This window comes from Mesorhizobium sp. CAU 1741 (assembly GCF_039839275.1).
In the GTDB taxonomy this organism is placed as follows: domain Bacteria; phylum Pseudomonadota; class Alphaproteobacteria; order Rhizobiales; family Rhizobiaceae; genus Aerobium.
In genome coordinates, this window is the sequence record NZ_JBDOQP010000004.1 from 344,976 (window position 1) to 371,367 (window position 26,392).

Below are 26,392 nucleotides of genomic sequence, written 5' to 3' on the forward strand. Positions count from 1 at the left end.
CACATTTGGCGGAGCCCTCGATATCAGCACCGGTCGGACTCAGAGCGACTGCCCGCCCGAGACCTCGATGCGCTCGCCGTTGGTCCAGCGCATGCCATCCGAAAGGATGGCAGCCACCGCGCCGCCGATATCGTCGGCTTCACCGACACGGCCAAGCGCCGTCATCGAAGCAACAAAACCGTTGAGATCGGCATTGTCGCGCACGGCGCCTCCCGAGAAGTCGGTGGCGATGGCGCCGGGAGCAATGCAGTTCGCGCGAATGCCGCGTGCGCCCATTTCCTTGGCGACGTAGCGTGTCAGCACTTCGACAGCGCCCTTCATTGAGGCGTAGGCGGAATGGCCCGGCAGCGCAAAGCGAGCGAGGCCGGAGGAAACGAAAAGCACGCTGCCGCCGTCTCGAATGTGCGGCAGCAGCGCCTGGGTCAGCATGAACGGCGTCCGAAAATGGATCTTGTAGAGCTGATCAAGCTGATCTGCGGTGGTATCGGCAATGGATGCGTGGACCCCGATGCCCGCATTGTTCACGATGTGATCCAGCTTGTCGGTGCCGAATCTGTTCTGCAGGGCGTCGGAAATCTGCTCCGCGAACGCGGCGAAATCGTCGGCTTCGGCGTCGAATGGCAGCATGGCGGCTTTGACGCCATGGGTTTCGATCTCTCGTGCAACCTCCGCGGCCTCGTCTTTGGACGCGTTGTAGGTGCCGATGATATGCGTCCCCGCCTTGGCGAGATGAACAGCGCTGGCCCGGCCGAGGCCGCGGCTTGCGCCGGTGATAAGAGCGATCTTGTTGGTCATGTCATGGTCCTTTCGTCGTCCGCCAAGTCGAACCGCGGCGGATGACGCGGAGATAGCTCTTGAATGATCGTCCGATAACCGCGACAATTCTGGATAACCCATCCGGATATTCGTATAATGCCCAAACCGGACCTCAATATTCTGGCTCAGTTCGCGGTCGTAGCGCGCCACCTGAATTTCCGCCGCGCCGCACAAGAGCTGGCTGTGTCGCCTTCGACATTGAGCGATCGCATCCGCGAGCTCGAAGAGCAGGTGGGTGGGCGCCTCTTGAACCGCACCACACGCAGCGCCTCGCTGACGGAACTCGGGCAACACCTGCTGCAACGAACGGCAGACGCGCTGGCCGTTCTCGAGGATACAGCAAATGCGATCGCTGCCGGCGCTGCCGATGGGCAACTGGTTGGACGCATTCGAATCAACGGCCCGCTTCCGGCATTGGAGCTGCGCCTGATGCCGCTCGTCGCCTCGTTTCTTGCAAGGCACCCCGGCGTGCGAATGGAAGTGGTGACACAAAACGAACTCGTCGACGTGGTCGCGGGCGGTTTCGATGCGGGTGTGCGTTATGAAGAAAAGCTCGCCCAGGATATGATTGCGGTCGGACTGGGACGTGAGCAACGCATGGTCATCGCCGCAGCACCGGACTATCTCGAGCGCCACGGTACCCCATCGCATCCTGACGACTTGCGTTTCCACAACTGCATCGGGACCGTTTTCGCGACAGGCAACGTTTTGCCCTGGTCGCTCGCGTCAAAAGGCGAGGAAATCGAGTTCACGCCACAATGCATTCTGCTGGTCAATTCGGTCGTGAATGGAAAAATGGCTGCGCGCTCGTCGCTGGGATTGGTCTATACATTCGAGGACTATGTCAGCGATGATCTGGCAACAGGCCGCCTCATCGAGGTGCTGCCCGACTGGACACCACCCTTTCCCGCCCCTGCCCTTTACTTTTCCGCTCGCCGTCTGATGCCACCAGCACTTCGTGCGTTTGTCGATCATGTGAAGGCGGAGACCCGATTGCACACCACGCCAAGCGGCAGGTAGTTTGGCTCGAGCTGGATAGTTCGGCTCCAGTTAGTCGTGTCTTTCCTGATCGAAGACGAATTCCAGCTTGGCGGCCGTCTTCTCGATATGCGCAGACCAGGAAACCGGGAAACCGATGGTCGCAGGAACAGGAGCGAGAAATGCGGACATTGCGCGTTGCAATCGCGGGCTTCGGCGGCGTCGGGCGTGCCACGGCGAACCTGCTTCTCATCCGGCGCGGACGCTATCGCGAACTCCATGGAGTGGATGTCCGCCTGGTGGCGGTCTGCGGATCACGCTCCGGGCTGGCCGATCCAGAGGGCCTTGAAGCGGACCGGCTGGGCACGCTCGAGCCGGGGCTTTCTGGTCCTGACTTCATCGCGGCGAGCGGCGCCGATATTCTGATCGAGGCGGGTCCAAGCGATTTCCGCACCGGCGGCCCGGGGCTCGCCTATATCCGTTCGGCGCTTTCCAAAAGACGCGACACGATCGTGATATCGAAGGGTGCCCTGGTGCATAGCGGAGCGGAATTGCGCGCGCTTGCACAGGCCACGGGATCATTGCTGAAGCTCAGCGGCGCCGCCGGAGCCGCCCTGCCGACAATCGATCTGCTGGACCACAGCCTGACGGGCTGCAAGGTGCTGGGCATCGAAGGCATCCTGAACGCCACCACCAATTATCTGCTCGATACCATGATGACGACAGGGCTCGATTTCGCCGCCGCCTTGCGGCAGGCCCAGATGGCCGGCTTTGCCGAAGCTGATCCGCGCAACGACACGGAAGGGTGGGATACCGCCTGCAAGCTCCTGATCATCGCCAATTTTGGCCTTGGTGCCGACCTGACCATGGATGACCTGACCGTTGAAGGCATCCAGTCGGTCACCCGCAAGCGCATCGAGGCATGGCGTGCGGAAAGCGTCGTCCCCAAGCTTGTCGGTGAACTCACCGCAACGCAGGGCTCCGTCCACGCCAGTGTCGGTATCAAGACCTACCCGCTTACCGATCCGATGGCGCGGGTGCGAGGAAAGGACAAGGCGATCCGCATCGTCACGGACGCGATGGGCGAGACGGTCGCCATCGGATCCGGGGCGGAACCGCTTGCCACTGCCGCAGCCGCTCTGAAGGACCTCGAACATATCCTGCAAGCCAGGGGCTCCCACCCTGAAAGGCGTCTGGAGATATCGTCATGAGGCAGCGCGCGCTCAAGCAGGCCCGGCCGCCATGTTGATCGACAATGCACGCGCTCCTTGAATCCTGCTCCAGACTTCCTACATGCCGAGCGGGGTCATTGCTTCGCGAACGCGGCTCGTTTGATCTCTGGCGCAAAAATTGGAGGGGACACGATGTGGCCCGGCACAGAGCCGACTCTCGATGAATTGTTGAACGAACCCATCATCCGCCAGGTCATGGCCAGCGACGGCCACACGCCTGAGGATGTTCGTTCCCTGTTCCAAACTGTTCATGCGCGCCACCTGGCAGCCACCACGACCGACGACGACGATCGCGAAATGACCGCGCCTGCCGCGCATTTGTGTGAGGCTGCGATGCGCGCCACCAAGGGCTGCTGTCTGCGATGAATGCAGCCCTGCCGGTGGACGGCAGCGAATATCACCGCCGCGAGACCTTGCAGGGCTGAGTGACGGGATCAGTAGTCCGGTAGGCGCTTTTCACGAAAGGCTGCGAGGCCAGCCTGCAGATCGCTGCCGCCGATGTGCTCCGCGAAGCGTTCGAGTTCCGCGAGGATGCGTTCTGCGCGCCGCTCCGGCCGCGCGAGAGGCCCGGTCAACGCCTTGATGTGGCGATTGACCTGCGGGCTCGCGAGGCTGATCTCGCGGGCGAGGTCGAATGCCCGCTCCATCAACTTTTCGCGGGCCACCACCTCGTTGACCAGACCCCATGCTTCTGCGGTCTTCGTGTCGATCAGGGCAGCGGTATAGAAGAGCTGCGCCGCCCGCGATGGCCCGATCCGCTCGCCGAGGCGCACGGATGCGCCGCCGGCAGGCACGATACCGTATCTGGCGTGACCATCGCCAAGCTTCGCGCCCTCGGCGGCAATGACGATGTCGCAGCACAACAGCAACTCCAGCCCGCCCGCGACCGCCGCTCCATTGACCGCTCCGATAACCGGCACCGGAAGGTCCTCGACCATCTGGATGATCTCCTGATTGGTGCGCAGCGTGTCGATCAGTCTGGTGCCGCCGCCCTGCAGCGCCGCCTCGAACTCGATCAGGTCGCCACCGGCGCAGAATGCCCGGCCGGCTCCTGTCAGGATCACGCAGCGCAGGTCGGGCAGCTCGATCACATCATGCAGCCGTCGCTCCAGCGACCGCATCAGCGCGGCCGATGCCGCGTTCAGATTGTCGGGGCGATTGAATGTCAGGGTCGCAATTCCTTCCGCAAACCCCAGCAGCACCGGTTCGTCACTCATCGGCTTGCCTGGTGTTCGACGCAGAAGCGCTGCGGTAGCGGCCTAAGCGCTTCCTCAAGCGCCGCGCATTGTGCAGGTGTCGCGCCGTGAAGAAGGATGTTGGCGCAGGTGCGTCTTTGTGCGTCGACCGAGACTTCCGTCACCGCCGACACGTCTGGCCCGCAGATGCGCTCGACTTCGAGCCGCACCTTTTCCTCGATTGCCAGATCGCGCAGCGCGGGCTTGAAGATCTTGCCCACCGCCGTAACCGGCAATGCGTCGATAACAAGCACACTGCGCGGGCGCGCCGGTGGTTCATGGACATTTGCTTCCAGAAAGGACTTCAGCGTCTCGACATCGATCTCGCCGCCCGCCGTGGGCACCACAAACAGCGCCGGCACCTCGCCGGCATACTGGTCCGGCATGCCGACCGCGGCGCTGATGTGCACACCTGTAAACCTGTTCGCCACGTCCTCGATCGCGGCAGGGTCTATGTTGTGCCCGCTCCTGACGATCAGGTCCTTTTCGCGTCCGGTCAGCACCAGTCGCTCGTCGGCTGTCAGATAGCCGACGTCGCCGGTAGTCAGCCAGCCGTCGAGCCCGAGCGTACCGATATTGTGGGCCGGATCGACGTAGCCGGGAAACACCTGCGGTCCCTTGACCTGCACCAGCCCGCTCTCGCCTGTTCCGCACGGCTTGCCCTCATCGTCCAGCCGCACGATCCGCGTCTGCGAATACGGCGCGCGGAACCCGACGCTCCCGGCAACTGGCTCGCCACGGCCGGGATTGAAGGCGATCGCCGCCGCCGTCTCCGTCATGCCATAAGTCTCGAACAGGCGAATGCCTGTGGTGGCCTCGAACCGCGCGCCGATTTCCTTCGGAAGCACCGCCCCGCCCGTGCCTGCCATACGCACCGTCGACACGTCGATGCCCGGCTTGAACGCGTTGGTCAGCGCGGCGATCGAAGTTGGCACCCCACCCATCACCGTGGCCCGGAAGTGCTCGACGATCCGCCAGTAATTCTCAACCACCGCTGCCGGGCGAAGCGCATAGGGCGACGGCACGACGATGTGCCCGCCGGCCGCGATCACCGAAAGCCCGACCGTCATCGTGCCGCCGACATGGAAGAATGGAAAGCCGTTGATGACCGTGTCGGCCTCGCTGTAGGCAAACACCTGGGCAAAGCCGAAGGCGGCGTGGATCTGGTTGCCGTGGGTGAGCTGCACCAGCTTGGGCCGGCCCGTCGTGCCGCCGGTATGAGACAGCGCGCAGACCACGTCGCGATCGGACGTCGGCACAAAGTCGAGACGGTCGCCGCGGTGACCGCTCAACGCCTCGTTCAAGTGCTGGTATCCTGCAGGCAAATCGCCGCTGCCGCCGATGACGAGCACCCGTCTCAGTGTCGGCACTGCGTCGAGCGCGCCTTGCGCCTTATGCCAGCATGTCTCGTCCAGGTCTTGCGCGGAAACGATCAGAACCGTGGCCTTCTCCGCGTTGAGCAGATCCACGATGGCGTCGCGGCTGAGTAGATAGTTGAGCGTGCTCGCCACACCGGCCACCTGTGCACCAAGCAACAGGCTCGGCAGCTCCGGCAAGGTCGGCGCGAGAAAGGCGGCGACACCATTGCCGGGCGACAAGCCGAGGGAGCGGAACATGTTGGCTGCCCGTGTAATCTCGGCAAGCAACTGGTCATGGGTCAGCGAGACGCCGACATCGTCCGGATCGGGCGAGCGCAGCACCGTCAGCGCCTTCTGCCCACCGACATGATGCGCAGTCGCAAGGAACAGGTCGTAGAGATTGCGCGCCGTAACGACTTCGTTATAGGGGCGGCTTTCGATAGCGACAACATCCTCGATCGTGCTGACGTCGAGCACCGGTCGCGTGGTCTTCAACGCCCGCGCCATCAATGCACCGCCGCGTACATGATCGTTTCCTTGTCGGCCTTGTTGCCTTCGAATTCCTCGACAATGCGGCCCTGCCGGCAGACAAGAATGCGGTCGGAAAGCTGCAGCACCTCCGGCAGGTAGGACGAAATGACGAGCACAGCAATTCCGTCATCGGCCAGTCTGTTGATGAGCTGGTGGATTTCCGCGATGGCGCCGACATCGACCCCGCGCGTCGGCTCGTCGAAGATGACAAGCTTGGGCTTCTGCACCAGCGCCTTGGCGACCACCACCTTCTGCTGGTTGCCACCCGAGAGCTCGATCACGCGAGCGTCGGCGTTGATCGCCTTGACGTTGAGCGCCTCGATCCAGTGCTGGGCGATCTGACGCATTTCGCTGATCGAGACCGTCGCGGATTTCGACTGTCCGCCGGCGATCGCAGCGATGTGAATGTTCTCGGCGATCGACATGGTCTCGAAGAAGCCCTCGAGCTTGCGATCCTCGGTGACATAAATGATTCCGTCGCGCACCGCCGGGCGCGGGACGCGGTAGCGCACCGATTTGCCGTTCAGCCGCACCTGGCCACCGTGGAAGAGATCACGCTTGAGCACGCCGGCGACCACCTTGGCCGCTTCGGTGCGCCCCGAACCGATGAGCCCGAACACACCGGTGATCTGACCCGCGAACACCGAAAATGAGGTGTTGCGCACGACACTGCCCATCGACAGGTTCTGCACGGAAAGCACCTTGTCGCCGGGCGTCCGCAGGGTGCGATCCCTGTGCGAGCCGTAGAGTTCTCCGCTCAACGTCCGGCCGACCATCGCGCGCACGATCTTTTCGCGGTCGAAGGCGGAGGTGACGTCGGTCACCACGTGTTCTCCGTCGCGCATCACGGTAATGCGGTCAGCGATGGCGAGTGCCTCTTCCAGCGCGTGGCTGATGAAGATGACCGACACGCCTCGGAGCTTGAGCCGTTCGACCAACGAGAAGAACTGGTGCTTCTCCTCCGGTGTCAGCGTCGCCGTTGGCTCGTCGAAAATGATCACCTTGGCGTCATGATGGACGGCACGAGCGATTTCCACCATCTGCTTCTGGCCGGCGCCGAGCGTTGCGACCATCGCTGTCGGGTCGACGTGGAAATTGAGTGACTGCAGGAATTGCTGGCCTGCGATGTAGATGCCGCGCAGCCTGTGGAACCGCTTGTCGTCGGTCAGGTAGATGTTCTGCGCCACGGTCAGTGACGGCACCAGGCTGGTTTCCTGGTAGACCATCGCGACGCCGCGCGTGAGCGCCTCGGATGGGGTGGAGAGTGCCACCTTCTCGCCGTCGATCCAGACTTCGCCCGCCGACGGCTGCACGACGCCGGCGACCATCTTGGTCAGCGTCGACTTGCCGGCGCCGTTTTCGCCCAGCACCGCATGAACCTCGCCGCGCTCGAGCGTGAAGGAAACATTCTTCACCGCAGGCACGCCGCGATATTCCTTGGTGACGCCGCGCAGTTCCACGACCGGCGTCATCGGCTGCCTCCTCGGTCCGTCGCAATCGTATCGATGGGAAGCGAGACGATGACACCATCGCCGCGCGCCGCGACGAATAGCCGTCGCTGGTGCTCGATCGCGCTCGTCACGCCATGGGTGGAGCCGTCGGCGCGGCTCTGGAGACTGGAGCGCGGCTGGAAGGCGCGATCCAGCCTGACGCACAGACCCGCCGACATCGTCGGCGCCCATGGTTTGAGCATCCCGAGATGCTTCACGCCACCGCCCTGCAGCGATTCATAGAAGCTGCGGCCGGATCGCAGCCGCGGCGCCACCCAATAGGGTTGCGGCACCTCTGCCATCATCCGCCTGCGGTAGCTGGGCTCGCGCAGAACGAATTCGACGAGTTGGCTGCGCGGCGCAAACATCGCCAGCCAGAAGCCATCGGCGGCCGGCGCGATCCGGCCCGGATAGGCAGGCAGGTCAGCGAGCACCACCTTGCGACTGGAGGGCCGTTCAGGATCGAACCTGACCAGCTGGTGTCTCCAGGCTTCGGCGACCACAAGGACGTCGCCGTCAATCGCCAGCCCCGCTGGCCAGGCGAGACCATCATCGATGCAGCTAGACGCACCGCTTTCGAGGTCGATGCGCCAGATGCTGCCCGAAGCATTGCGCTCAAGAAGGTCCTTCTGCCAGTCGCCGGGGGCGTTCGTGGCAGAACCGTTGGCGACGATGAGCTCGCCGTTGCGGCTCGTCATTGCCGTGATGCAGGTCGCCTTGCTGTCGATGCGGTAGCTCTGGCCGGCGCGGGGGCCGCCTACGATGACGATCTCGCCATCGGCGAGCGCTGTGGCAAGGCCGTCCGCACCGAGCGAAGCAATGCAAACAATCGAGGTGCCGAAGTCCTGCCGTTGCACCCAGTGCCCATCTTTACCGAGTTCCATGAGCACTCGACCCGCGGATGCCACGAGCGTGTCACCATGTGTGGCGAGGCAGTCGACCCCCTCGAGCGCCGCGCGCGAGCCTGCCTCGTCGAGCATCCGGTTGGGCCGAAACGCTCCGTCGAGCGGCGGCACCGTGACCGCAGCCTCACCCCGGCCGAACAGATTGTCGAACGTGCGCGCGAATGCGGCGATCATGCGGTCCCCCAGTAGGATTGCTGGCCGGTCCACGCCTCGTCCACGCCCTCGAGCTTCAGTCGGCCGACGCGGTTGTTGAGGATGCCGCCAATGTAGAGATGACCCTTGTGCTCGCGCATCGAGGTGATCATCGGGTGATTGTCGCCGCTTCGATCCCACATCGTCTCGATGATGCGGCCGGCATCATCGAAGCGCAGCACACAACCGGTGTTGATGTTGGGAAATAGCCACTCGTCGGGTGCCACGCGACGCGCCATGCGTTTGCGAAAGCCCGGCATCTTGAGCGCCAGGTCGAGAGCCGGCGTGCGGATGCCGACCAGCGCCAGCCAGTAGGTTCCGTCGGAAGCGCGGTTGATGTTGTCGGGATAGCCCGGCAGGTCGGCGATGACCGTTTCGACGGTGCCCGTCTTCGGGCCATCGAACCAGTAACGGTTGACCCGGCAGGCCCAGGTCTCGGCAAACAGGAACGACTGGCCGTCATGCATCATGCAGATGCCGTTCGGAAAGACGAGGTTCTTGAGGACCGTGGAGGTTGTGCCGGTGTTCGGGTCGAAACAGATGATGCGCCCGTTGCCACGCGATTCAAGACAGTCGACCGGCCATTCGTGCATCTCGTAGCGAACCGTTGCCTCGGAGAAGAACACCCGACCGTCCGGCGCGATGTCGAGGTCATCGGCGAGCCGCAAACGTGAATCGTCGATGACGGAAAACCACGAGCGGCTGGTCTCGTCGGTCAGCTTCTGGATCTGGCGGTCCATCGTCACGCGATAAAGTCCCATGCCGCCGATGCACACCACCAGCGAACCGTCCTTCGCGAACGCCATGCCGAGCGGCCGGCCGCCGACATGGGCGAACACCTCCTGGCGCTGGTAGTCCGGCGCCAGGAAGCGGACGATGTCGCCGGTGCGGTTGCCGACATAGATGTTGTCGTCCTCGTCGAGGATGACGTCCTCGGGTCCGTCGATGCGGTCGAGCCCGATGGCTTCCACCGGCCGCAGCCGATCGTTCAGCGCATAGGGCGAGGCAGCGTCCGTTCCCGGTGCGGGCGGCAGATCGGAGAAGGTCGGCGACACATAGACCTTCGACAGGAACTTGCCCCGGTTCTTCAGCCAGCGCACGTCGATCATCACCGCGAGCAGCAGCACGAGGCCGAGCAACAGCGAACTGCCGCCGCTCGTGATGCCGATGCGCACCAGGCTGTTGACCATGATCATCACGGTGATCGAACCGATGACTGCCTTTGCCGCCGAGCCACGCCCGCCGCCGAGGCTGTTGCCGCCGAGCACCGCTGCCGTCAGCGCGGCGATTTCGAGCCCGATGCCGATGTCGGCGCCGGCGGCCCCCAGCCGCGATGCAAACAGCACGCCGGCAAGGGCAGCCAGCGTTCCCGAAACGACATAGGTGGCGCAGATCACCCGGCGCACCGGAATGCCGACATTGTGCGCAGAGCGGCGCGAACCGCCGACAGCCAGCACATGCCACCCGGCACGGGTGCGGCTCAGCACCAGATGCACGATGATCGCCACACCAACCGTCAGGACAACGCTGAAAGGCAGGCCGAGGACATAGCCTTCGCCGAAGAAAAACCAGAAATCGGAATCCGGAAAGACAGCCGCGATGGACACCGCATATTTGAGCAGCAGCATGTCGACCACGGCCCGCACGATGATCAGCGTCACCAGCGTGGTCAGGAAGGCGCGCAGGCGCAGATAGCCGACGAGGAGGCCGTTCACCAGCCCGACGGCCGCGCCACAGGCCATGGTGGCAACCACCACGGCCGCCACCGGCCATTCAGCGACACTGAGCAGCGCCAGCGCGACGATGTTGCCCAACGCGAAGATCGATCCGACCGAAAGGTCGATGCCGCCGGCGACGATGACGATCGTCAGCGCCAGCACAATCAGGCCGAACTCGCCCCATTGCCGCATCAGGTTGGATATGCTCGCCGCGCCGAAGAAGTCGGGTATCAGCGAACCGAACACGGCTACGACGCAAAAGAGGATCAACATCGGAATGGCGTTGTCGACCCAGCGCTTGGTCAGGATCTCGCCGAGAAGATGATCGGGCACAGCGCGGTAGCGCCAGCGCACGATCCTGTCTGATAGTGTCATGGTTTCCTGCCCGGCTCCGAAAGTGGGGCATGGGCGACCTGCGCCGCCCACGCCGTTGCGACGTCAGCCGTTGCTCGGCATGTCCCAGCACGAGGCGGGTGTCATGTTGTCCTTGGTGACGAAGTCGAGCGGGGTGAACAGGGTGGTCTTGGTGGTGCCCGCTGGCTGTCCTTGCTGAAGCAGATGCTTGATCATGCTGGCCATGTCGCGCGCCTGACCAGGAACGAAGTAGACGACCGCCTCAGAGAAGGTACCGCTTTCGAGATTGTCGCAGACCATGCGGTTGCCGCCGCCCTGCGTCAGCAGGTAGACGTCCTTGCCGGATTCCTTGATGGCGGCGGCCGTGCCGATGTCCATGACGTCCCAGAAACCCGTGATGGCGCAGAGATCCGGGTGCTGCTGGATGACGGTAGCGGCGATGTTCTTTGCCTTGGTCGAATCCCAGTCAGCGGCCTGGTTGGAGACCAACTCGATTTCTGGATGCTCGGACAGCACTTCGTTGATGCCCTGCATCTGGTAGATCGAGGCGGCCGCCGTCAGCACGCCCTGCGTGATCGCAACCTTGCCGCTCTTGCCGTTCTCGGGCGAGCAGACCTCGACGAGACGTTCGCCGATCTGCCGGCCCATGCCGACATAGTCGGCGCCGACGAACACGTCTGTCGAATAGCTTGAGCGCATGTTGACCTGCACCACGTAGATGCCGGCCTCTTCGGCGCGCCTGAGCAGACGCGCATAGGACTGGACGTCTGGGTTGTGAACGACGATGACGTCGGGCTTCTCGGAGATCAGCGAGGTAATCGCCTGGGCCCCGGCGTCGGTGTTCCAGTTCGGGTCGCGGATGTCGAAGGTGACGCCGAGCGGCTCGAGCGCCTCCTTGAGCCCCGCCGCCCAGCCTTCGGTCAGGTCGAAGCCCATCGCCACGGGCACATAGGCCACCCGCTTGCCGGCGAAGGCATCGTAATATGGAGCCCGCGTGGGGTCGTCGATGCCCTCCTGTGCGAGGGCAGAACCCGCGCCGATGGCGATGGCGGCGGACAAAAGCAGCGTCTTGAACAGTTTCATGATTTCTCCTCCCATTGAGAACGTGTCTAGATGTCGCCCTGCTGAGCGGTCTGCTCGTCGCGGGGGTTGACGATCGTGTCGATGACGATTGCCGTGAGCAGCAGCCCGCCCTTGATGACGTTCTGGACCGTGTACTGGATGTCCATGATGGTCATGCCGTTGAGCAGCACCCCGATCAGCAGCGTGCCGACGATGACGTTGCGAATGCCGCCCTTGCCGCCAGACAGGCCGATGCCGCCCAGCACGACCACGAGGATGACGTCATAAACATAAGTCGAGAGCGCCAGCCGCGTGTTCATGCTTGCCACCGACGCCGCCGTGACGATGCCGGCGAGGTAGCCGATCATCGCCGACATCACATATTGTTGGACCACGATCGGGCGGACCGGAATGCCGGTGATGCGCGCGGCAAGCATGTTGTCGCCAACGGCGCGAAGGTAGCGGCCCGACCTAGCGTAGCGCAGGAACAGGGCGCTGACGATGCACACGGCGGCGAACACGAATATCGGGACCGGAACGCCGATGAGCCTGCCCTGCCCCAGCCACAGCAGCGACTGAGCGGCGTCAGGCAGGTAGGCGACGTCGAGCGAGAACAGGAAGTAGCGGCCGAACCCGTAGACCAGCGTGCCCATTGCGAGCGTCGCGAAGATCGCCGGTATCTCTGCATAGGCGACAAGCCAGCCGTTTACCGCGCCGACGATCAGGCTGAAAGCCAGGCCGATCAGGATCGCCTGCGGCATCGGCATGCCGCTGGCGATCATGTTCAACATCCAGGCAACCGAAATCGCCATCGTCGCCACCAGTGACAGGTCGATGCCCCGGCCGATGACGACGAGCCCCATGGCCACGCCGAGAATGCCGAGTATCGACACGCTGCGGACCAGATTGAGGACGTTGCTGGTGGTCAGAAACCCCGGCAGGGTCAGCGCGAACCCGACGCACAGGAGCACGGCCAGGCCGAAAACAATCTGTTCCTGAGTGAGGCGGCCAAAAGCCGGCATGATCGACAGTCCTCCCAGTGGGCGAACCGGTCTCCTCCCGATCGCCGCGCTGTGAAACTATCCACCCCGGCTACTGGCTTCTTTCGCGAGAGCGCAGGTCTTTTGCCTGTATATGCAATCGACTTGGACCCTGCTGGACGCACTCCTGACCCCGGACTATGCTCATTCACTCACGCAAGGGAGAGCGTGTGGGCGGTGGTCCGTCAGACCGGATCCACGGCCCTGGGGGAGGAACCCATGGACCTTGTCTTTTCGACGGACGACTATGCGCCATCCGATCGCTACAATGCGTGGCGCGACGCGATATGTGACGTGTATGTCCATGTCGACGTCAAGGCGGTCGATCCGGACCGGTATCGTGGCTTCATTCGTGAGGCGAGTTTCGGCGAGGTCGTGCTGACCGACATCCTGCTGTCGGAACAACACATCCGACGCAACAAGCGGCACATCTCCCAACTCGACAAGGAATGTTATTACCTGCAGTTGATCCACAAGGGCAGCGTCAGCGTCGTCCAGCGTGGCGAGACGCATAAGTCGAATGCCGCCCGGGGCGCAGTCTTCAGTGCGGCGGAACAATACGAGCTTCACGGCCACGGCGAGGTCCGGTCGTTCTATCTAGAGATCCCGCGTGACGAATTCGCCCAGCGCTTTCCGCGCGAGCGCATTCCAGTATCCGCATCGCTCAACACGACGCAGGGGCTCGGCCGTATCGCCACCGAGTTCTGCGCGACCCTCGCCACCGAGGGCTCGCGGCTTGAAGACAGCGTGCGCGCTGGACTTGGCAGCCAGCTCATGGACCTTCTGGCCTTCTCGTTGCTGACCTGCGAAGGCGACATTCCGGCCGCCGAGGGCTCCGTCAGGCGTGCGCGCCTGCGTTCGGTACAGTCGTGGATCGAGGATCATCTGGCCGACGCCAACATGTCACTGGACCGCGTCGCCACCGCCAACGGCATGTCCCTGCGCTATCTGCATGTGCTTTTCGAGGGCTGCGAGATGTCGGCGTCGGAATGGATATGGAACCGCCGACTGCAACTCGCCTACGACAGCCTTGGGCGCGGCGACGGGCGAAACATTACCGCGATCGCCTTCGATCACGGGTTCAACAGTTCGGCCCATTTTTCTACGATGTTTCGGCGCAAGTACGGCGTTTCGCCACGCGACATCGCCTTCTCCCGCGCCTGACGAAGGACGGATCGCATAGCTTGAACCCCGCGTCAGGCTCCAACCTGTTATGAACGGTTCCGTCACAGATGGAGCGGGTTGCTCCAGGCGCGGCGGCCTTCTGCATCCGAGACCACCAGACGCGCCCAGCCGCCGGCGAATTTCTCAAGCGGCAGCCGTGCATGCGCGATGCCCGGGCCCATGACGACCTTCGAGCGCGCGGCGTGGCCGACCAGCCAGACACTATCCACCGGACTGGTTTCGACGTTCAGCCAGTCGCCGTCGATCTCGACATGGCGGATCTCCGGGCCTTGCGAGGCGTAGTAGGCACCGGATTTGAGCGCGGCGAGGATCGCGTCCGGCGTGTTTTCGGTGGCCTTGACCATGACCCAGCCCCTGCAGAACTCGCCGTGGTAGCGATGCGCGTCGTCTGTGGCGATCACGCCCGTAGTGCGCCCCCTGTTGAGAAGCTGATCGATGAGATAGCCGCCGTCGCCGCGTCCCGTCTCCCAGTCGCAGATCGCGTTGAAGACCTCGACGGCGTGCACCTGCGGAAGCGCGAGCGCGTCCTCCAGCGTCAGTCCGTACCAGCCCGGATGCGCCAGCGAGACGAATGCGCCAGCGTCGAGCGCCCGCCGGGCCAGCTCCGCTGCGGTCTCGTCGCCGGCTGGAGCCGCGAAGTCGAGCGGCAGGCCGTTGGCCACGAGATGCCAAATCTCGCCATTGCCGAGCCCCGGCGCATGAAGCTCGGCCCCCATCAGCGTGGTGAACCCCTCCTGGCGAAAGGGAGTGGTGTCAACCACCGGAAAGCCGAAACGCTCCATGAAATGGTCGGTGAGGCTGACGAAGTCGTAGCCTGCGTCACGATAGAAGGCGCAGACGCGCTCCGGCAAGGGGTCGCCGTCGGAGCGCGAGGAATGGCAATGAAGATTGCCGCGCAGGAAGCTGCCGGGCGAAGTGAAGGCGGTGAGCATGTCGGATGATCTCGTTGTCGGTGATTGTAAATCAGGTGCCAGCCGCATGGCGGGTCTGGTCTGCGACGAGCGACTGGATCGAGGCCGGCAGTTCGCCGCTGCCTGGAGCCAGAGGAAGGGCGCACAGCTTTCCTTCGCGATAGACGGCGAATTTGCGCGGGCGCAGTTCGGCATGCATGCCGGCGGCCCATTCCGCGCCGGGTTCCGCCGTCGCCCTGAGCCTGACGCGGTCGCCGGTGTGCAGCTCGACGGACAGGTGCGTGCCGAAATCGGTGACGCGCATGACGCGCGCGCCGGCTTCTCCGCTTGCGCGGTGCAGGCCGATGTCTTCGGGACGCAGCGCCAGCGTGGCGGGTCCCTCGGCAAGCGAAACCGGCAGCGACAGCTCCGCCGCATGGAGCCTGCCGCCATGGACCTCGCCATCGACCATGTTCATCTGGCCGATGAAGCCCGCGACGAACTCCGTGCTTGGCTGCCGGTAGACGATCTCCGGGCGGTCGACCTGCTCCAGCCGCCCGTCGCGCATGATGGCGATGCGGTCGGCCAGCGCCAGCGCCTCGTCCTGTCCGTGGGTGACGAAGACCATGGTGATGCCGGCGCGGTGCTGGATTTCACGCACCTCCTCGCGCAGCCGTTCGCGAAGATGCTGGTCGAGGCTGGCGAACGGCTCGTCCAGCAACAGGATCTTCGGCTCCAGCACGAGCGAACGGGCCAGTGCCACGCGCTGTTGCTGTCCTCCCGAAAGCTGCGTCGGGCGGCGGGCGCCGTATCCGGCAAGCCCGACCATGTCGAGCGCCGCTTCCGCCCTCGTCCTGATCTCCGCGCGCGGCAGCCGGCGCAGCTTGAGGCCGAAGGCGACGTTGGAGAACACATCCATATGCGACCAGAGCGCATGGCTCTGGAACACCATGCCGGTGGGACGCCGCTCGGGCGCGAGGTTGGTGACGTTCTCGCCGTCGATCAGGATCGAGCCGGCGTCGGGCCGCTCGAAGCCGCCCAGCATCCGCAGCACCGTCGACTTGCCCGAACCCGATGGCCCCAGCAGGCAGAGCAGTTCGCCATGGTCGACCGAGAGCGACACGTCGTCGACGGCGCGCGTCGGGCCGAATATCCGCCTCAGGTTCCGTATTTCGAGCGTGGCCATTGTCATGGACTCCGTGTTTTTCAGGCCCCGAGGGCCCTGCCCAGCGCCTGCGCGCCAAGGAACCTGCGGGCCGTCATCAGCAGAAGGAATGATGGGACCCACATGATGAGGGACAGGATCGCTCCGTACTGGACGACCAGCTCCGAGTTGATGAACCTGATCATCAGCAGGGGAACGGTCCTCACTTCCGGTGCGCCGATCAGCCAGGCAACCTCCGTCTCGTAGAAGGTGTTGACGAAGGTCAGCAGAACGGCGGCCGATATCGCCGGCAGGACCTGAGGCAGCGTCACCGACCAGAATACCCTCAGCGGCGAGGCGCCCACGTCGCGCGCGGCTTCTTCCTGCCGGCGGTCGACGTTCTGGAAGGCCGAAACCGGAATCCACACCATGAACATCAGCGTCGACACGAGCTGGATCAGCACCACGCCCCAGAAATTGCCGATCAGGCCGAGCCCGATGAAGATCGAGGCGATGGTGATGTAGAGCCCGAACTTGGGAAACGCATAGACCGTCAGGAACGACATGAAGAACAGGTTGCGCCCGGGGAAATTCATTCTTGCGAAGGCGTAGGACGCCGGCAGGCAGATCGCGGCCGACAGCGCCGTGACGATCGCGGCAAGCGACAGCGACGTCGACAGCGCCTCGCGCACGTCGCCGCGCCCGATGACGTCGCCCCAGAACCGGAGACCGAACTTCTGCGGGATGACCGCCGGATAGCGCCACACCTCGGTGAAGGCCCAGACCGCAACGTTGACCAGCGGCAGCAGGATCACGACCGACAGCAGCGCGGCGATGAGCAGCCCCTTCCATTCGGTGCGCCACGAGAAACCGGCAAGCGCATTCATGAGGATTGCTCCCGCCGCGTCCGCGCCACGGACCGCACGTAGAACATGGCGAAGACCGCGCAGATCATGAAGGTCACGACGGCCTGTGTGCGCGCCTGCAGCGGGTCGTCGACCTCGGTGATGGTGCGGCGCATGAACGGGCCCATCATCTCCGGCACGGCCGGGCCGAGCAGATAGGGCAGCGTGAAGGCCGAGAAAAGCCCAAGGATGACGAAGGAGGCGGCGACGAGCAGCGTGCCCTTGATCCGCGGCAGGATGATGTACCAAAGCACCGCCAGCGAGCCTGCGCCGACATCGCGCGCGGCGTCGATCGAGGCACGGGACACGTTCGCAAGACCAGCGAGGATGATGAGCAGCGTCAGCGGCAGGTTGTCCCACACCAGCCCGATTATGGGCCCCCAGGGCGTCAAATAGGGAGACGGCAGCTTCGGCATGCCGACCGCTGTCAGCAGGATATCGACGGTGCCGTTCGGCCCGAGCGTCCGGATCAGCGCGTAGGCCAGCAGGATGGAAGGCACGAACAGCGGAAACAGCGCCAGGGCCTGGATATAGCCGGCGAGCCGCGTCTCGGAGAAGCGCAGGTAAAGCGCGATGGGCAGGCTGATGAGCAGAAGCAGCACCGTGCATGTCCCGGCGACCTGTATGGTCAGCCAGAGATTGCGCAGGCTGAACCCGTCGGAGAAGAAGAACCGATAGGCGTCGAGGCTGAAATGCAGTCCGTCCGGTCGCTGCACGGTGAGGGTATCGAACACCGAGACGCCGACGGGCCAGAGGATGAGCGCGACGACCAGCGCGACGGGAGCGGCGACGAGGAGGAGGCCCGTAAGCCCCCTCCCCAAACCGCCCGAGGCCCTGGCCCCGGCGCTGTCTGTTGCTGCCTCAGCGGCTGACATGAGGCGCCACGTTGCGGAACCAGCCATCGCTGATGGCGGAAACCCACGGACCGCCAGGGAAGGTCGGTATCGAAGCGGGCTGCAGGTTCGCATATTTCGAGGCGAGTTCTTCCGGCAGGTGCTCCCACGAGATCGCGGGGAACGCGCCGATCTCGGTCACCACCTTGGCCTGCACCTCTTCCGACAGGACGATGTCGGCCAGCTTCATCGTCGCTTCGAGATTGCCCGCATTGGTCGGAACCGTCATGTCGGCGAAGCCGCCTGCGAAAGCCAGGTCGGTCAGCTGCGTGAAGGCGATTGTCTCGGGCAGCACGCCCTTGTTGACCGCGTCCAGCGCCATGTCCGACCACACCGGAGCCATGGTGATGACACCCTGCGCCAGCATCTGGATCGACTGCATGTTGTCGGCCGTGTAGGAGCCCGGACCGTAGGTATAGGGTGCGATTTCCTTGAGAATCTCGAAACCCTTGGCAAGGAGCTCGTCGCTCTCGCCCTCAACGTAATTGTCGATGCGGAAGAGCGAGGGGTCGCGGCCATTGGCCTCGTGGATCGCGCGGCGAACGAAATTGCCGCCGGAGCCGCCGGTGTCCGGGCGATTATAGGTGAACTGTCCCGGATTGGCCTCCATCCACGCCACGAGTTCCGCCCACGTGGTTGGCGCGTCTTCCGGGTCGAGCTTGGTGGTGTCGTAAGCCAGGACGACCTGGGTGCCACGATAGGGAAGGCCGTAATTGGTCTCGAGCGTGACGGGATTGATCATGCCGTAGTTCTCGAGGCCGGCCTGGGTGAAATCGACCCACAGGCCCTTTTCGATCGCGCCCGACGGCAGGTTCGGATCGTTCTCGTCGAAGATGTCGACCTGCGGATCGGTATCCGTGCCGAGCGCCGCCATCGTGCGTTCCACGATCGGGGCGATGGCGTTGCGGGCGCTGACGACGTTGAGCGTATAGTCCGGATGGGCCGCCTCGTAGGCAGGCTTGATGATGTTGTTCCAGAAATTGATGATGTTGGAATCGCCGGTGATGTAGACGTCGATGCGATTGACGTCGGCGAGGGCGGCGCCCGGGGCGGCCATGAAGGCGGCAGCCGCGAGCGTGCAACCGATAAGCTGTCTGCGGTTCATCTTGAGCTCCAGATTTCGGCAACAGGCGACACCGTCCGGCGGGTGAAGCCGGATGCCGCGCGCTGTCGCGATTTCATAATTTGCTTGCAGCCACGCCACGGTGGCAGGGGATCGACTTCCCGCAGGCAGGATTACCCGCCCATTGTGTAACGCACATGACAAGCTGTAGGTACAGCTCGACAGGCTCGGCGAGCCGGCCTATCGTGCAGCCATGGGGAGCAAGGGATGGGGTGCGCATGAAATCGCAGTGGGAGGCTCTATACGAAAACCTCAAGGCCGACATCGAGGACGGTCGGATTGCCCCCGGCGAGCGGCTCCCGCCGGAGCAGACGCTGTCTGCCCGGCACGGTGTAAGCCGCAACACGGTGCGGCGCGCCTATCTGGCGCTGTCGCAGGACGGCTCGATCCGCAGCGTCAACGGTCGCGGCAGCTTCGTCATGCGAACCAACGTGACCTACGAGATCGACGCCGTGTCGCGCTTTCGCGACGTGCTGGAAAAGCAGGGCGTGGCGAGCGCCTCGCGCTCCATCGACAGCGCGGTGGTCGCCGCCGATGCCGACCTTGCCGAGAGGCTGGCGATCGAGGAGGGGAGCCCCGTCCTTTTCCACACCGCCATCATTCTCGGCGACGGTGTGCCGTTCATCCTGACGACGCGCTGCTTTCCCGCCGATCTGGTGGAGGACTTTCAGGACCGGCTTCTGCGCGGCGGGTCGTTCACCCGCATTCTGAAGGAAGCAAATCTGGGCGACCTGCACCGCAAGTCGACCACGGTGGGCTCCCGGCTGCCTGATGAACGCGAGTCGGCGCTGCTGGAGTGCCCGAGAAACGCGCCACTTCTCGACGTCGTTGCGACCGGCGTGCTCGCAAACGGGCGGATCGTGGAATGGCAGCACGCGGTGATGAACAGCCGCCTGATCAAGTTGTCGTTCACAACTCCATAGGTCCTTCAGGGCAAGGTGTACGATGTGCAAACCGGCGGCCTTCCCGCGGCCGCAGGAGGATTGCGGACGGATCCAAACCCTCGTGCGAAGACCCTGCCTTGCGCGAGGATCACCCGCCCAGATAGGCCTTCCTGACCGCATCGTCCTTCAGGAGGTCTTTGCCGGTACCCGTGGCAACTATCTTGCCCGTCTCCAGCACATACCCACGGTCCGCGATGCGGAGCGCCTGCATTGCATTCTGCTCGACCAGAATGGTGGTCAGACCTTCCGTTCTGAGCGTTGCGACGACTTCCAGGATTTCTTGTACGAGAAGGGGGGCAAGGCCGAGTGACGGCTCATCGAGCAAAAGCAGCCTTGGCTTGGCGACAAGCGCCCGGCCCACTGCAAGCATCTGCTGCTGCCCGCCCGAAAGGTTGCCGGCCGTCTGTTGGCGTTTTTCCTTGAGGACCGGGAACATCGTATAGACCTTCTCCAGGTCCGTGGCCTTGCCCCCGCCATGGGAATAGCCGCCCAGAACAAGATTGTCCTCAACACTCATGGGAGCGAAGACCTGACGTCCTTCAGGAACCTGTGTGATGCCTTGTTTCACACGGTTGTCCGGGCTCATTGCGGTGATGTCCATGCCACTGAAAAGGATGGTGCCGCCACTGATGGATTGAACGCCCGACAGGGCCCGCAGGAATGTCGTCTTGCCGGCACCGTTCGCTCCGACGAGGGCAACAAGTTCACCCTGGTTCAAATGCAGGTCGATTCCGTGGAGCGCCTCCACCTGGCCATAGCGGCTCTTGAGACCCTTGATCGAGAGCAGGGGATCGGGCTGCCGATCTGCGCGGGTGGAGTTTGGCTGGGTCAAGCCGGTTCTCCCAGATATGCTTTGATGACGCGCGGGTCGGCACGGACCTCATCGGGCGTTCCTTCCATCAGCGTCTTGCCCTGATCGAGCACGGAGATGCGGTCGGAGATCGCCATGACGAGGCTCATGTCGTGTTCCACGAGCAAGATGCCAAGCCCGTTTTCGGAAAGGCCTTTGACTACGCTTGCGATATTGGCCGTCTCACTGGCATTGAGGCCTGCAGCCGGTTCGTCCAGAAGCAGCAACTTCGGATGAGACGCAAGCGCGCGGGCAATCTCCAGACGCTTGAGGTGCCCATAGGAGATCTGCGATGCATCGGCGTGGCGGACATCGGCGATACCGACAGTCTCCAGCAGCGCTTCCGCCTCCTCCGTGACCTCCTTGTCCGCTTTCCAGATTGACGGCAGGTTGAGCATTCCTGCGAGAATGCTGGTGTTCAATCGCTGATGCGCCCCGACAAGGACATTCTCCAGAACCGTCATCTCATTGAAAATCTTGATGTTCTGAAATGTTCGGCTCAATCCGTGGCCGACCAGTCGTTCCGGCGCATGGCCCGTGACGTCTGTGCCGAAGAGTTCGATTCGTCCCGCATCCGGCCGGTATATGCCGGAAATCAGGTTGATCAGCGTGGTCTTTCCCGCGCCGTTTGGGCCGATCACGGAGTGAACGGTGCCAATCTGGACATTGAGGGTAACATTCTGGACAGCCAGAACCCCGCCGAACCCCTTGCTGATGCCGTGCGTGCGAAGCGCAATCATCGCGCGCGCCTCCTTACAAGCGAGCCGATTGTCGGAACCAGACCCCGCGGCATGAAGATCATGGTCGCAACGAGCACGATGCCGAAGGCCGCGGTTTCCCATACCGAGACAGCGGCAAGCACCTGCGGTAGCAGAAGCAATATGGCAGCTCCCAAGATCGAACCGAAGACCGAGCCCATTCCGCCAACGACGACCATTGTCATGAGCAGGATCGAGCGGCCGAAACCGGCCGTTCCCGGAGATATGAAACCCAGGTAGTGGGCTTCCAGGCTTCCAACCACGCTCGCCAAGATAGCGGACAATGCGAAAATGCGAACCTTCAGGGCTGATACGTCGATGCCGGCTACCTGCGCGGCGATCTCCGAACCGTGAATAGCCCTTAGTGCCCTGCCCGCCGGCGAGCGGACGAGGTTCAGCGCGCCCCATACGACCACCACAAGCATCCCAGCTGCGATGACGTACCATTGTCCGCCGTCATAGATCGGTCCGCCGAACAGCCGCAACGGTTCGACGACCAGACCGTCCGATCCGCCGGTCCAGGCGGTTTCGTTGTTCAGGACGATGGTGACGATGACTCCTATTCCGAGCGTGGCCATGGCGAGGTGATGCCCCTTCAGCGAAAGGATCGGCCGTGCGATCAAATAGGCGAAGAAGCCGGTTGCCACGGCCATTGCAAGCAGACCCAGCACCGGGTGGATCTGCAGATGAGCGGTCATGATCGCCGAACCGTAGGAGCCGATGCCGATGAAGCCGGCATGGCCGAGGCTGATCTGCCCGGTATAGCCGAACAGCAGGTTGAGGCCGATCACGACAACCGAGATCAGCATAATTCGGATCCAGAGATCCATGACGAAGGCATCCGGAATGACGAAGTAGGCTGCGATCAGCGCAAGGATAAGGCCGGCCACCCGGTATGTGTCGCCGCTCATGATTACACCCTTTCGGAGGATTTGGCTCCGAACAGGCCATTCGGCGTGACGAAGAAGACCAGGATGATCAGGATGAAAGCAACAGCGTCCTTGTAGGCCGAGGAGATATAGCCGGCCGTGAAAGATTCCAGCAGTCCGAGGACCAGGCCCCCGACGATGGCTCCGGGCGCATTGCCAAGCCCACCGAGCGCCGCCGCGACAAAGCCCTTCAAGCCGATCATGGTGCCTGAATCGTAGGAGATGAAACTGATCGGCGTGATCAAAATCCCCCCGATCGCTCCGAGTGCTGCGGAGATCGCGAATGACATAAGGAGCATCCGGTCGGGTTTGATCCCGACCAGTTGGGCTGCCAGACGGTTGCACGAGACCGCCCGCATTGCCTTTCCAGTGAGCGTGGAGTTGAGAAAATAGCCGACCAACAAGACGCACAGGAAAGTCACGCCGATCACCCAGAGTCCCTGCGTGGAAATGAACGCACCGGCGATATCCACCGTTCCTCCCCCGCCGATTGACGGCAGCGTGTGGGTGGAACGGTCGAGCACGACCTGAACGCTCCCCTTGATCAGCTCTCCGACGCCAAGCGTGATCACGATGAGGGTCACTATGGAGCTTCCGTGTGCTGGGCGGACCGCGAGCTTCTCCGCAAGCATCCCGACGACGATGGTGATGATGATCGCTACCGGCACTGCGGCGAAATAAGGCAGCCCCGCACCGAGCAGGCCGACCGTCGCCATGGCGCCCAGCATCACGAATTGGCCTTGCGCGAAATTGATCACGCCGCTTGCACTGTAGACCAAGGCATAGCCCAGACCGGCGAGTGCATAGATCGCGCCGACGGTAAGACCGGCGAACAGGAACTGTAGAAACTGCGCGCTCACGATTGCGTTTCCTATGGGATCGCCAGCGTCTCCCTTGATCGGGCGACGCTGGTGTCCTGTCTCAGTCGAGAAGCTTGAACTGGTTGTCTTCGACAACGAACATCTTCAGCGAGGTAAAGGGGAGGCCGTGATGGTCTTCGGGCGACATGGTGAAGACCCCCTGCAAACCGACGAGGTCCTTAGTTTCCTCAATGGCATCACGGATAGCTGCCTTGTCGAGACTCGTCGTACGCTTGAGCGCGTCGATCGCGATCAGCCCCGCATCGTATGTATTGGCTGCGAAGGGAGGAGGCACCACACCGTAGCGTTCCTCATAGTCCGTATAGAACTTCTCGATGATCGTCTTCTGGGCACTGTCTTCCGGCACGGCGTCTCGAACCACGAAGAGGGCGGTCGGCATGCGCGCGCCCTCAGCAGCACCGGCCGTCAGCGCCAGATATTCCGGGGAGACGGCCGAATGCGGCAAGTAGAGCGGCAATTTCATGCCGAGATTGGCATAGCTCTTGGTGGCGATCGCCGGCGGTGCACCGGCACCGGCGAAGATCACCACCGCCTGCACGCCCGCCGTATCGCGAATCTTGGTCAGCTGAGGCGTGGTGTCGGTGTCGCTGGTGCCGAACTGTTCTTCCGCGACGATCTCGACCCCGTACTCGCCGGCATAGGCCTTCAGCTCCTTCAGGCCTGACTGGCCGAAACCGCTGTTTTCAAACAGCACGCCGATCTTCTGCGAGCCCTGGTCCTGCAGGTCCATCAACATCCGCTGCGCGACCTGCCGGTCCGTATGCGGTGTCTTGAATACCCATTTCTTCACCGGATCGACGATGGCGAGGCTGCCGCCGACCGAAATGTAGGGAACGCCGCCCCGTTCGACGATCGGGATCATCGCCATAGCGATTGGACTGATCGTACCGCCAATAATGAGATCTACCTCGTCGGAATTTACCAGCCGCTGAGTGAAGGTGTTCGCCTGCGCGGCGTCGGAATTGTCATTATAGGCGATCATCTCGATCTGCCGGCCGTTGATTCCACCCTCCTCGTTGACCTGGTGAACGAGCATGTCCAGGGCGTTTTCTTCCGCAGCTCCGAGGAAGCCGACCGGACCCGATGTTGACAGGACGATGCCGAGCTTGATCGGCTCTTCCTGGGCATAGGTCGATGTGGTCAGCAGACCGGCTACGATGGCGGCCCCCACAATATTTCCAAGTGTCTTGAGCATAGTTTCCTCCCTGCTCGTTGTGCCCCGGCTCTAGTCCGCAGCAGTCAATTGATCCGAACATGTGTCTTTACGTGGCCGGGATCCGCGCCTCCCGCGATCATGCCGTTGAAAGCCTCTTCCGCTTGCGAAAGCGAAATCTCATGAACCCACGCTTCGTCGAAGTTCGCTGCCAGGCCGATGGCTTCCTTGAACTCCTCCCGGTTGTAGCCAAAGGAACCGAGAAGACTGCGCTCGCCTGAAATCAGGAACCCTGGGCGGAAGGTGAATTCGGGAGCCTGCAATCCAACGAACACCGCACGACCACCCGGCGCCGACGCAGCGAGCGCATCCTCGCGCGCCGAGGTCGCTCCCGCACAATCGATGACGGCTTCGAATTCACCGCTCAACCGCCCCTCAATGACGTCTGCTCCCATGGCGGACGCGTAGTCGAGCCGGCATCGCGCGGGGTCCGTGACGGTCACCTCTGTCCTACCAAGCTGCCTCAGCACGAATACCGCCGACAGTCCTATGGCGCCTGCCCCTATGATCGCGATGCGATCCGCAAGTCCGCTCAGCCTGCAGGCATGCAGGGCCGTAGCGATTGGCTCGACCATGACTGCCTGTCTGTCGCTTAGACCGCCTGCGTCGAACAGGCTGGATTCAGGCGCGAACACAGTTCGGGTAAAGGCACCCGGCCGGTGGATGCCGATGACTGCCCGTTTGCGGCAGATATAATCCCTGCCCGATGCGCATAAGTCGCATTGGCCGCACCCGATCAGCGGGTTGACGACGACTCTTCGGCCATCATCGCAACGGACGGCCACGAATTCGTGCCCGAGAACCGTTCCGGGAGCGACCGGAGGCGTTCCCTTGGCCACTGCGGCAAGGTCAGTGCCACAGATCCCCGCCAATGTTGCGCGAAGTTCGACATCTCCCGCGTCGTGGGGGTGAGGATCAACTTCACCCAGCCGCACGCGCTTTTCGCCGTCGAAAAACAAGCCCTCCATCAGGCACCTGCCTCGACCGGGCTGCTCGGGCTTCGCGCTGCCAAGCTTGGATATTTCCCGGTCAGTGCCCCTCCGTCGACATATATCGTTTCGCCGGTAATGTACGCGGCAGCGTCCGTCGCAAGAAATCCGACGACGTTGGCGATATCCTGCGGCCAGGCCGGCCTGCCCGCCGGAATGTTGTCCAGGAATTCAGCCTTCACGGAAGCATTCGACAGGAACCGGTCGACCATTGGCGTCTGCGTCAGGCCCGGTCCCACGCCAACGACGCGGATGTTGTCGGCAGCCAATTCCATGGCACCGACCTTTGTCACCATCGCAACACCCGCCTTGGAGGCGCAGTAGGCGCTCAGGCCTTCGCCCGGCTGGACGGCGTTCGTCGAGACGATATTGACGATCACCCCTCCATTTGCCAGCGCGATCATCTCGCGAGCCTGGTATTTGCAGCAGATCATTACGCCGGTCAGGTTGGTGCGCAGCACCCGATCGATATCGGCGACCGACTGGTCGATGAGCCGCAGGCTGACACCGACACCGGCAGCATTGACTGCGATGTCGAGCCGGCCGAACTGATCGGCGGCGGCCGAAACCGCACGGGATACACTGCCTTCATCCGTAACATCAGCCTCGAGAGCGATCGCGCGCGACCCGAGCGCCTCTGCTGTCTCCATGGCGACAGCCGCCTTGATGTCGACTGCCGCGACGGAAGCACCCAGTTCATGCAGGCGATGACACACGGCACGTCCTATGCCCGAGCCGGCGCCAGTGACGAATGCCACCCGACCTTCGAGTTCCATC

At 63.2% G+C, this 26,392-nt stretch carries 25 protein-coding genes; 5 read left to right on the forward strand and 20 right to left on the reverse strand.

Annotated features, from left to right (window positions below):
* Window positions 1-39: 39 nt before the first annotated feature.
* Window positions 40-795, reverse strand: coding sequence for an SDR family oxidoreductase (locus AAFN84_RS18130; RefSeq protein ID WP_347516042.1), 756 nt, complete (start codon window positions 793-795; stop codon window positions 40-42).
* Window positions 796-912: 117 nt separating this feature from the next.
* Between AAFN84_RS18130 and AAFN84_RS18135 the strand changes: the two genes are divergently transcribed.
* The 3 genes from AAFN84_RS18135 to AAFN84_RS18145 all read left to right on the forward strand — a co-directional run bounded on the left by AAFN84_RS18135 (window position 913) and on the right by AAFN84_RS18145 (window position 3,392).
* Entirely contained in the window at window positions 913-1,836 is a 924-nt protein-coding gene (locus tag AAFN84_RS18135) for a LysR family transcriptional regulator (RefSeq protein WP_347516043.1), read from the forward strand.
* 140 nt (window positions 1,837-1,976) lie between these two features.
* Window positions 1,977-3,005: a homoserine dehydrogenase gene (locus AAFN84_RS18140; RefSeq protein WP_347516044.1), complete on the forward strand. Its 1,029-nt coding sequence runs from the start codon at window positions 1,977-1,979 to the stop codon at window positions 3,003-3,005.
* Window positions 3,006-3,158: 153 nt separating this feature from the next.
* Window positions 3,159-3,392, forward strand: coding sequence for a hypothetical protein (locus AAFN84_RS18145; protein ID WP_347516045.1), 234 nt, complete (start codon window positions 3,159-3,161; stop codon window positions 3,390-3,392).
* A 68-nt stretch (window positions 3,393-3,460) separates the two neighbouring features.
* Here AAFN84_RS18145 and AAFN84_RS18150 read toward each other — a convergent pair whose 3' ends face one another.
* The 7 genes from AAFN84_RS18150 to AAFN84_RS18180 all read right to left on the reverse strand — a co-directional run bounded on the left by AAFN84_RS18150 (window position 3,461) and on the right by AAFN84_RS18180 (window position 12,893).
* Window positions 3,461-4,243 carry an enoyl-CoA hydratase/isomerase family protein gene (locus AAFN84_RS18150; protein WP_347516046.1) on the reverse strand — a complete coding sequence of 261 codons (783 nt, stop codon included), beginning with the start codon at window positions 4,241-4,243 and terminating at the stop codon, window positions 3,461-3,463.
* Window positions 4,240-6,114 carry an AMP-binding protein gene (locus tag AAFN84_RS18155; protein ID WP_347516047.1) on the reverse strand — a complete coding sequence of 625 codons (1,875 nt, stop codon included), beginning with the start codon at window positions 6,112-6,114 and terminating at the stop codon, window positions 4,240-4,242. The genes AAFN84_RS18150 and AAFN84_RS18155 overlap by 4 nt, the downstream gene beginning before the upstream one ends.
* An 11-nt stretch (window positions 6,115-6,125) precedes the next feature.
* Entirely contained in the window at window positions 6,126-7,622 is a 1,497-nt protein-coding gene (locus tag AAFN84_RS18160; RefSeq protein WP_347516048.1) for a sugar ABC transporter ATP-binding protein, read from the reverse strand.
* Entirely contained in the window at window positions 7,619-8,719 is a 1,101-nt protein-coding gene (locus tag AAFN84_RS18165; RefSeq protein ID WP_347516049.1) for a hypothetical protein, read from the reverse strand. The genes AAFN84_RS18160 and AAFN84_RS18165 overlap by 4 nt, the downstream gene beginning before the upstream one ends.
* Complete coding sequence (locus AAFN84_RS18170) at window positions 8,716-10,830, reverse strand: SMP-30/gluconolactonase/LRE family protein (RefSeq protein WP_347516050.1); 2,115 nt, start codon at window positions 10,828-10,830, stop codon at window positions 8,716-8,718. Before AAFN84_RS18170 ends, AAFN84_RS18165 begins: the two co-directional genes overlap by 4 nt.
* A 63-nt stretch (window positions 10,831-10,893) precedes the next feature.
* The gene (locus tag AAFN84_RS18175; protein WP_347516051.1) at window positions 10,894-11,892 is read right to left on the reverse strand and encodes a sugar ABC transporter substrate-binding protein; all 999 of its coding nucleotides are present in this window, start codon (window positions 11,890-11,892) and stop codon (window positions 10,894-10,896) included.
* Between the two features lie 26 nt (window positions 11,893-11,918).
* Window positions 11,919-12,893 (reverse strand): ABC transporter permease, encoded by a 975-nt coding sequence (locus AAFN84_RS18180; protein ID WP_347516052.1) that lies wholly within the window; start codon window positions 12,891-12,893, stop codon window positions 11,919-11,921.
* Between the two features lie 237 nt (window positions 12,894-13,130).
* Here AAFN84_RS18180 and AAFN84_RS18185 point away from each other — a divergent pair, with 237 nt between their 5' ends.
* Window positions 13,131-14,075 carry a helix-turn-helix domain-containing protein gene (locus AAFN84_RS18185; protein ID WP_347516053.1) on the forward strand — a complete coding sequence of 315 codons (945 nt, stop codon included), beginning with the start codon at window positions 13,131-13,133 and terminating at the stop codon, window positions 14,073-14,075.
* Between the two features lie 62 nt (window positions 14,076-14,137).
* Here the strand turns inward: AAFN84_RS18185 and AAFN84_RS18190 are convergent, their stop codons facing one another.
* Genes AAFN84_RS18190 through AAFN84_RS18210 form a run of 5 tightly spaced genes read right to left on the reverse strand, consistent with a single transcriptional unit; the run spans window position 14,138 to window position 19,033 of the window.
* A complete protein-coding gene (locus AAFN84_RS18190; protein WP_347516054.1) occupies window positions 14,138-15,028 on the reverse strand; it encodes a CehA/McbA family metallohydrolase in 891 nt (296 codons plus the stop codon).
* A gap of 31 nt (window positions 15,029-15,059) precedes the next feature.
* On the reverse strand, window positions 15,060-16,172 hold the full coding sequence (locus AAFN84_RS18195; protein ID WP_347516055.1) for an ABC transporter ATP-binding protein: 1,113 nt from the start codon (window positions 16,170-16,172) through the stop codon (window positions 15,060-15,062).
* A 20-nt stretch (window positions 16,173-16,192) separates the two neighbouring features.
* Window positions 16,193-17,017, reverse strand: coding sequence for an ABC transporter permease subunit (locus AAFN84_RS18200; RefSeq protein WP_347516056.1), 825 nt, complete (start codon window positions 17,015-17,017; stop codon window positions 16,193-16,195).
* On the reverse strand, window positions 17,014-17,910 hold the full coding sequence (locus AAFN84_RS18205) for an ABC transporter permease subunit (RefSeq protein WP_347516057.1): 897 nt from the start codon (window positions 17,908-17,910) through the stop codon (window positions 17,014-17,016). The genes AAFN84_RS18200 and AAFN84_RS18205 overlap by 4 nt, the downstream gene beginning before the upstream one ends.
* Window positions 17,897-19,033, reverse strand: a complete 1,137-nt coding sequence (locus tag AAFN84_RS18210) for an extracellular solute-binding protein (RefSeq protein ID WP_347516058.1) — start codon at window positions 19,031-19,033, stop codon at window positions 17,897-17,899. Before AAFN84_RS18210 ends, AAFN84_RS18205 begins: the two co-directional genes overlap by 14 nt.
* A gap of 236 nt (window positions 19,034-19,269) precedes the next feature.
* On the opposite strand from AAFN84_RS18210, the gene AAFN84_RS18215 reads away from it, so the two are divergent.
* On the forward strand, window positions 19,270-19,974 hold the full coding sequence (locus tag AAFN84_RS18215; RefSeq protein ID WP_347516059.1) for a GntR family transcriptional regulator: 705 nt from the start codon (window positions 19,270-19,272) through the stop codon (window positions 19,972-19,974).
* Between the two features lie 109 nt (window positions 19,975-20,083).
* Here the strand turns inward: AAFN84_RS18215 and AAFN84_RS18220 are convergent, their stop codons facing one another.
* From AAFN84_RS18220 to AAFN84_RS18250, 7 genes are all read right to left on the reverse strand, one after another.
* Window positions 20,084-20,782 carry an ABC transporter ATP-binding protein gene (locus AAFN84_RS18220; RefSeq protein ID WP_347516224.1) on the reverse strand — a complete coding sequence of 233 codons (699 nt, stop codon included), beginning with the start codon at window positions 20,780-20,782 and terminating at the stop codon, window positions 20,084-20,086.
* A gap of 41 nt (window positions 20,783-20,823) precedes the next feature.
* Window positions 20,824-21,585 (reverse strand): ABC transporter ATP-binding protein, encoded by a 762-nt coding sequence (locus tag AAFN84_RS18225; protein WP_347516060.1) that lies wholly within the window; start codon window positions 21,583-21,585, stop codon window positions 20,824-20,826.
* On the reverse strand, window positions 21,582-22,514 hold the full coding sequence (locus AAFN84_RS18230; RefSeq protein ID WP_347516061.1) for a branched-chain amino acid ABC transporter permease: 933 nt from the start codon (window positions 22,512-22,514) through the stop codon (window positions 21,582-21,584). Before AAFN84_RS18230 ends, AAFN84_RS18225 begins: the two co-directional genes overlap by 4 nt.
* A gap of 2 nt (window positions 22,515-22,516) precedes the next feature.
* Window positions 22,517-23,392: a branched-chain amino acid ABC transporter permease gene (locus tag AAFN84_RS18235; RefSeq protein ID WP_347516062.1), complete on the reverse strand. Its 876-nt coding sequence runs from the start codon at window positions 23,390-23,392 to the stop codon at window positions 22,517-22,519.
* A 61-nt stretch (window positions 23,393-23,453) separates the two neighbouring features.
* Window positions 23,454-24,608 carry an ABC transporter substrate-binding protein gene (locus AAFN84_RS18240; protein ID WP_347516063.1) on the reverse strand — a complete coding sequence of 385 codons (1,155 nt, stop codon included), beginning with the start codon at window positions 24,606-24,608 and terminating at the stop codon, window positions 23,454-23,456.
* Window positions 24,609-24,652: 44 nt separating this feature from the next.
* A complete protein-coding gene (locus AAFN84_RS18245) occupies window positions 24,653-25,594 on the reverse strand; it encodes an alcohol dehydrogenase catalytic domain-containing protein (protein WP_347516064.1) in 942 nt (313 codons plus the stop codon).
* Window positions 25,594-26,391 carry an SDR family NAD(P)-dependent oxidoreductase gene (locus tag AAFN84_RS18250; RefSeq protein WP_347516225.1) on the reverse strand — a complete coding sequence of 266 codons (798 nt, stop codon included), beginning with the start codon at window positions 26,389-26,391 and terminating at the stop codon, window positions 25,594-25,596. Before AAFN84_RS18250 ends, AAFN84_RS18245 begins: the two co-directional genes overlap by 1 nt.
* Window position 26,392: the final 1 nt, after the last annotated feature.

Coding starts and splice junctions, on each gene's coding strand:
- AAFN84_RS18130 (WP_347516042.1), bottom strand. CDS start 795: ATGACCAACAAGATCGCTCTTATCACCGGCGCAAGCCGCGGCCTCGGC.
- AAFN84_RS18135 (WP_347516043.1), top strand. CDS start 913: ATGCCCAAACCGGACCTCAATATTCTGGCTCAGTTCGCGGTCGTAGCG.
- AAFN84_RS18140 (WP_347516044.1), top strand. CDS start 1,977: ATGCGGACATTGCGCGTTGCAATCGCGGGCTTCGGCGGCGTCGGGCGT.
- AAFN84_RS18145 (WP_347516045.1), top strand. CDS start 3,159: ATGTGGCCCGGCACAGAGCCGACTCTCGATGAATTGTTGAACGAACCC.
- AAFN84_RS18150 (WP_347516046.1), bottom strand. CDS start 4,243: ATGAGTGACGAACCGGTGCTGCTGGGGTTTGCGGAAGGAATTGCGACC.
- AAFN84_RS18160 (WP_347516048.1), bottom strand. CDS start 7,622: ATGACGCCGGTCGTGGAACTGCGCGGCGTCACCAAGGAATATCGCGGC.
- AAFN84_RS18165 (WP_347516049.1), bottom strand. CDS start 8,719: ATGATCGCCGCATTCGCGCGCACGTTCGACAATCTGTTCGGCCGGGGT.
- AAFN84_RS18170 (WP_347516050.1), bottom strand. CDS start 10,830: ATGACACTATCAGACAGGATCGTGCGCTGGCGCTACCGCGCTGTGCCC.
- AAFN84_RS18175 (WP_347516051.1), bottom strand. CDS start 11,892: ATGAAACTGTTCAAGACGCTGCTTTTGTCCGCCGCCATCGCCATCGGC.
- AAFN84_RS18180 (WP_347516052.1), bottom strand. CDS start 12,893: ATGCCGGCTTTTGGCCGCCTCACTCAGGAACAGATTGTTTTCGGCCTG.
- AAFN84_RS18185 (WP_347516053.1), top strand. CDS start 13,131: ATGGACCTTGTCTTTTCGACGGACGACTATGCGCCATCCGATCGCTAC.
- AAFN84_RS18190 (WP_347516054.1), bottom strand. CDS start 15,028: ATGCTCACCGCCTTCACTTCGCCCGGCAGCTTCCTGCGCGGCAATCTT.
- AAFN84_RS18195 (WP_347516055.1), bottom strand. CDS start 16,172: ATGGCCACGCTCGAAATACGGAACCTGAGGCGGATATTCGGCCCGACG.
- AAFN84_RS18200 (WP_347516056.1), bottom strand. CDS start 17,017: ATGAATGCGCTTGCCGGTTTCTCGTGGCGCACCGAATGGAAGGGGCTG.
- AAFN84_RS18205 (WP_347516057.1), bottom strand. CDS start 17,910: ATGTCAGCCGCTGAGGCAGCAACAGACAGCGCCGGGGCCAGGGCCTCG.
- AAFN84_RS18210 (WP_347516058.1), bottom strand. CDS start 19,033: ATGAACCGCAGACAGCTTATCGGTTGCACGCTCGCGGCTGCCGCCTTC.
- AAFN84_RS18215 (WP_347516059.1), top strand. CDS start 19,270: ATGAAATCGCAGTGGGAGGCTCTATACGAAAACCTCAAGGCCGACATC.
- AAFN84_RS18225 (WP_347516060.1), bottom strand. CDS start 21,585: ATGATTGCGCTTCGCACGCACGGCATCAGCAAGGGGTTCGGCGGGGTT.
- AAFN84_RS18230 (WP_347516061.1), bottom strand. CDS start 22,514: ATGAGCGGCGACACATACCGGGTGGCCGGCCTTATCCTTGCGCTGATC.
- AAFN84_RS18240 (WP_347516063.1), bottom strand. CDS start 24,608: ATGCTCAAGACACTTGGAAATATTGTGGGGGCCGCCATCGTAGCCGGT.
- AAFN84_RS18245 (WP_347516064.1), bottom strand. CDS start 25,594: ATGGAGGGCTTGTTTTTCGACGGCGAAAAGCGCGTGCGGCTGGGTGAA.
- AAFN84_RS18250 (WP_347516225.1), bottom strand. CDS start 26,391: ATGGAACTCGAAGGTCGGGTGGCATTCGTCACTGGCGCCGGCTCGGGC.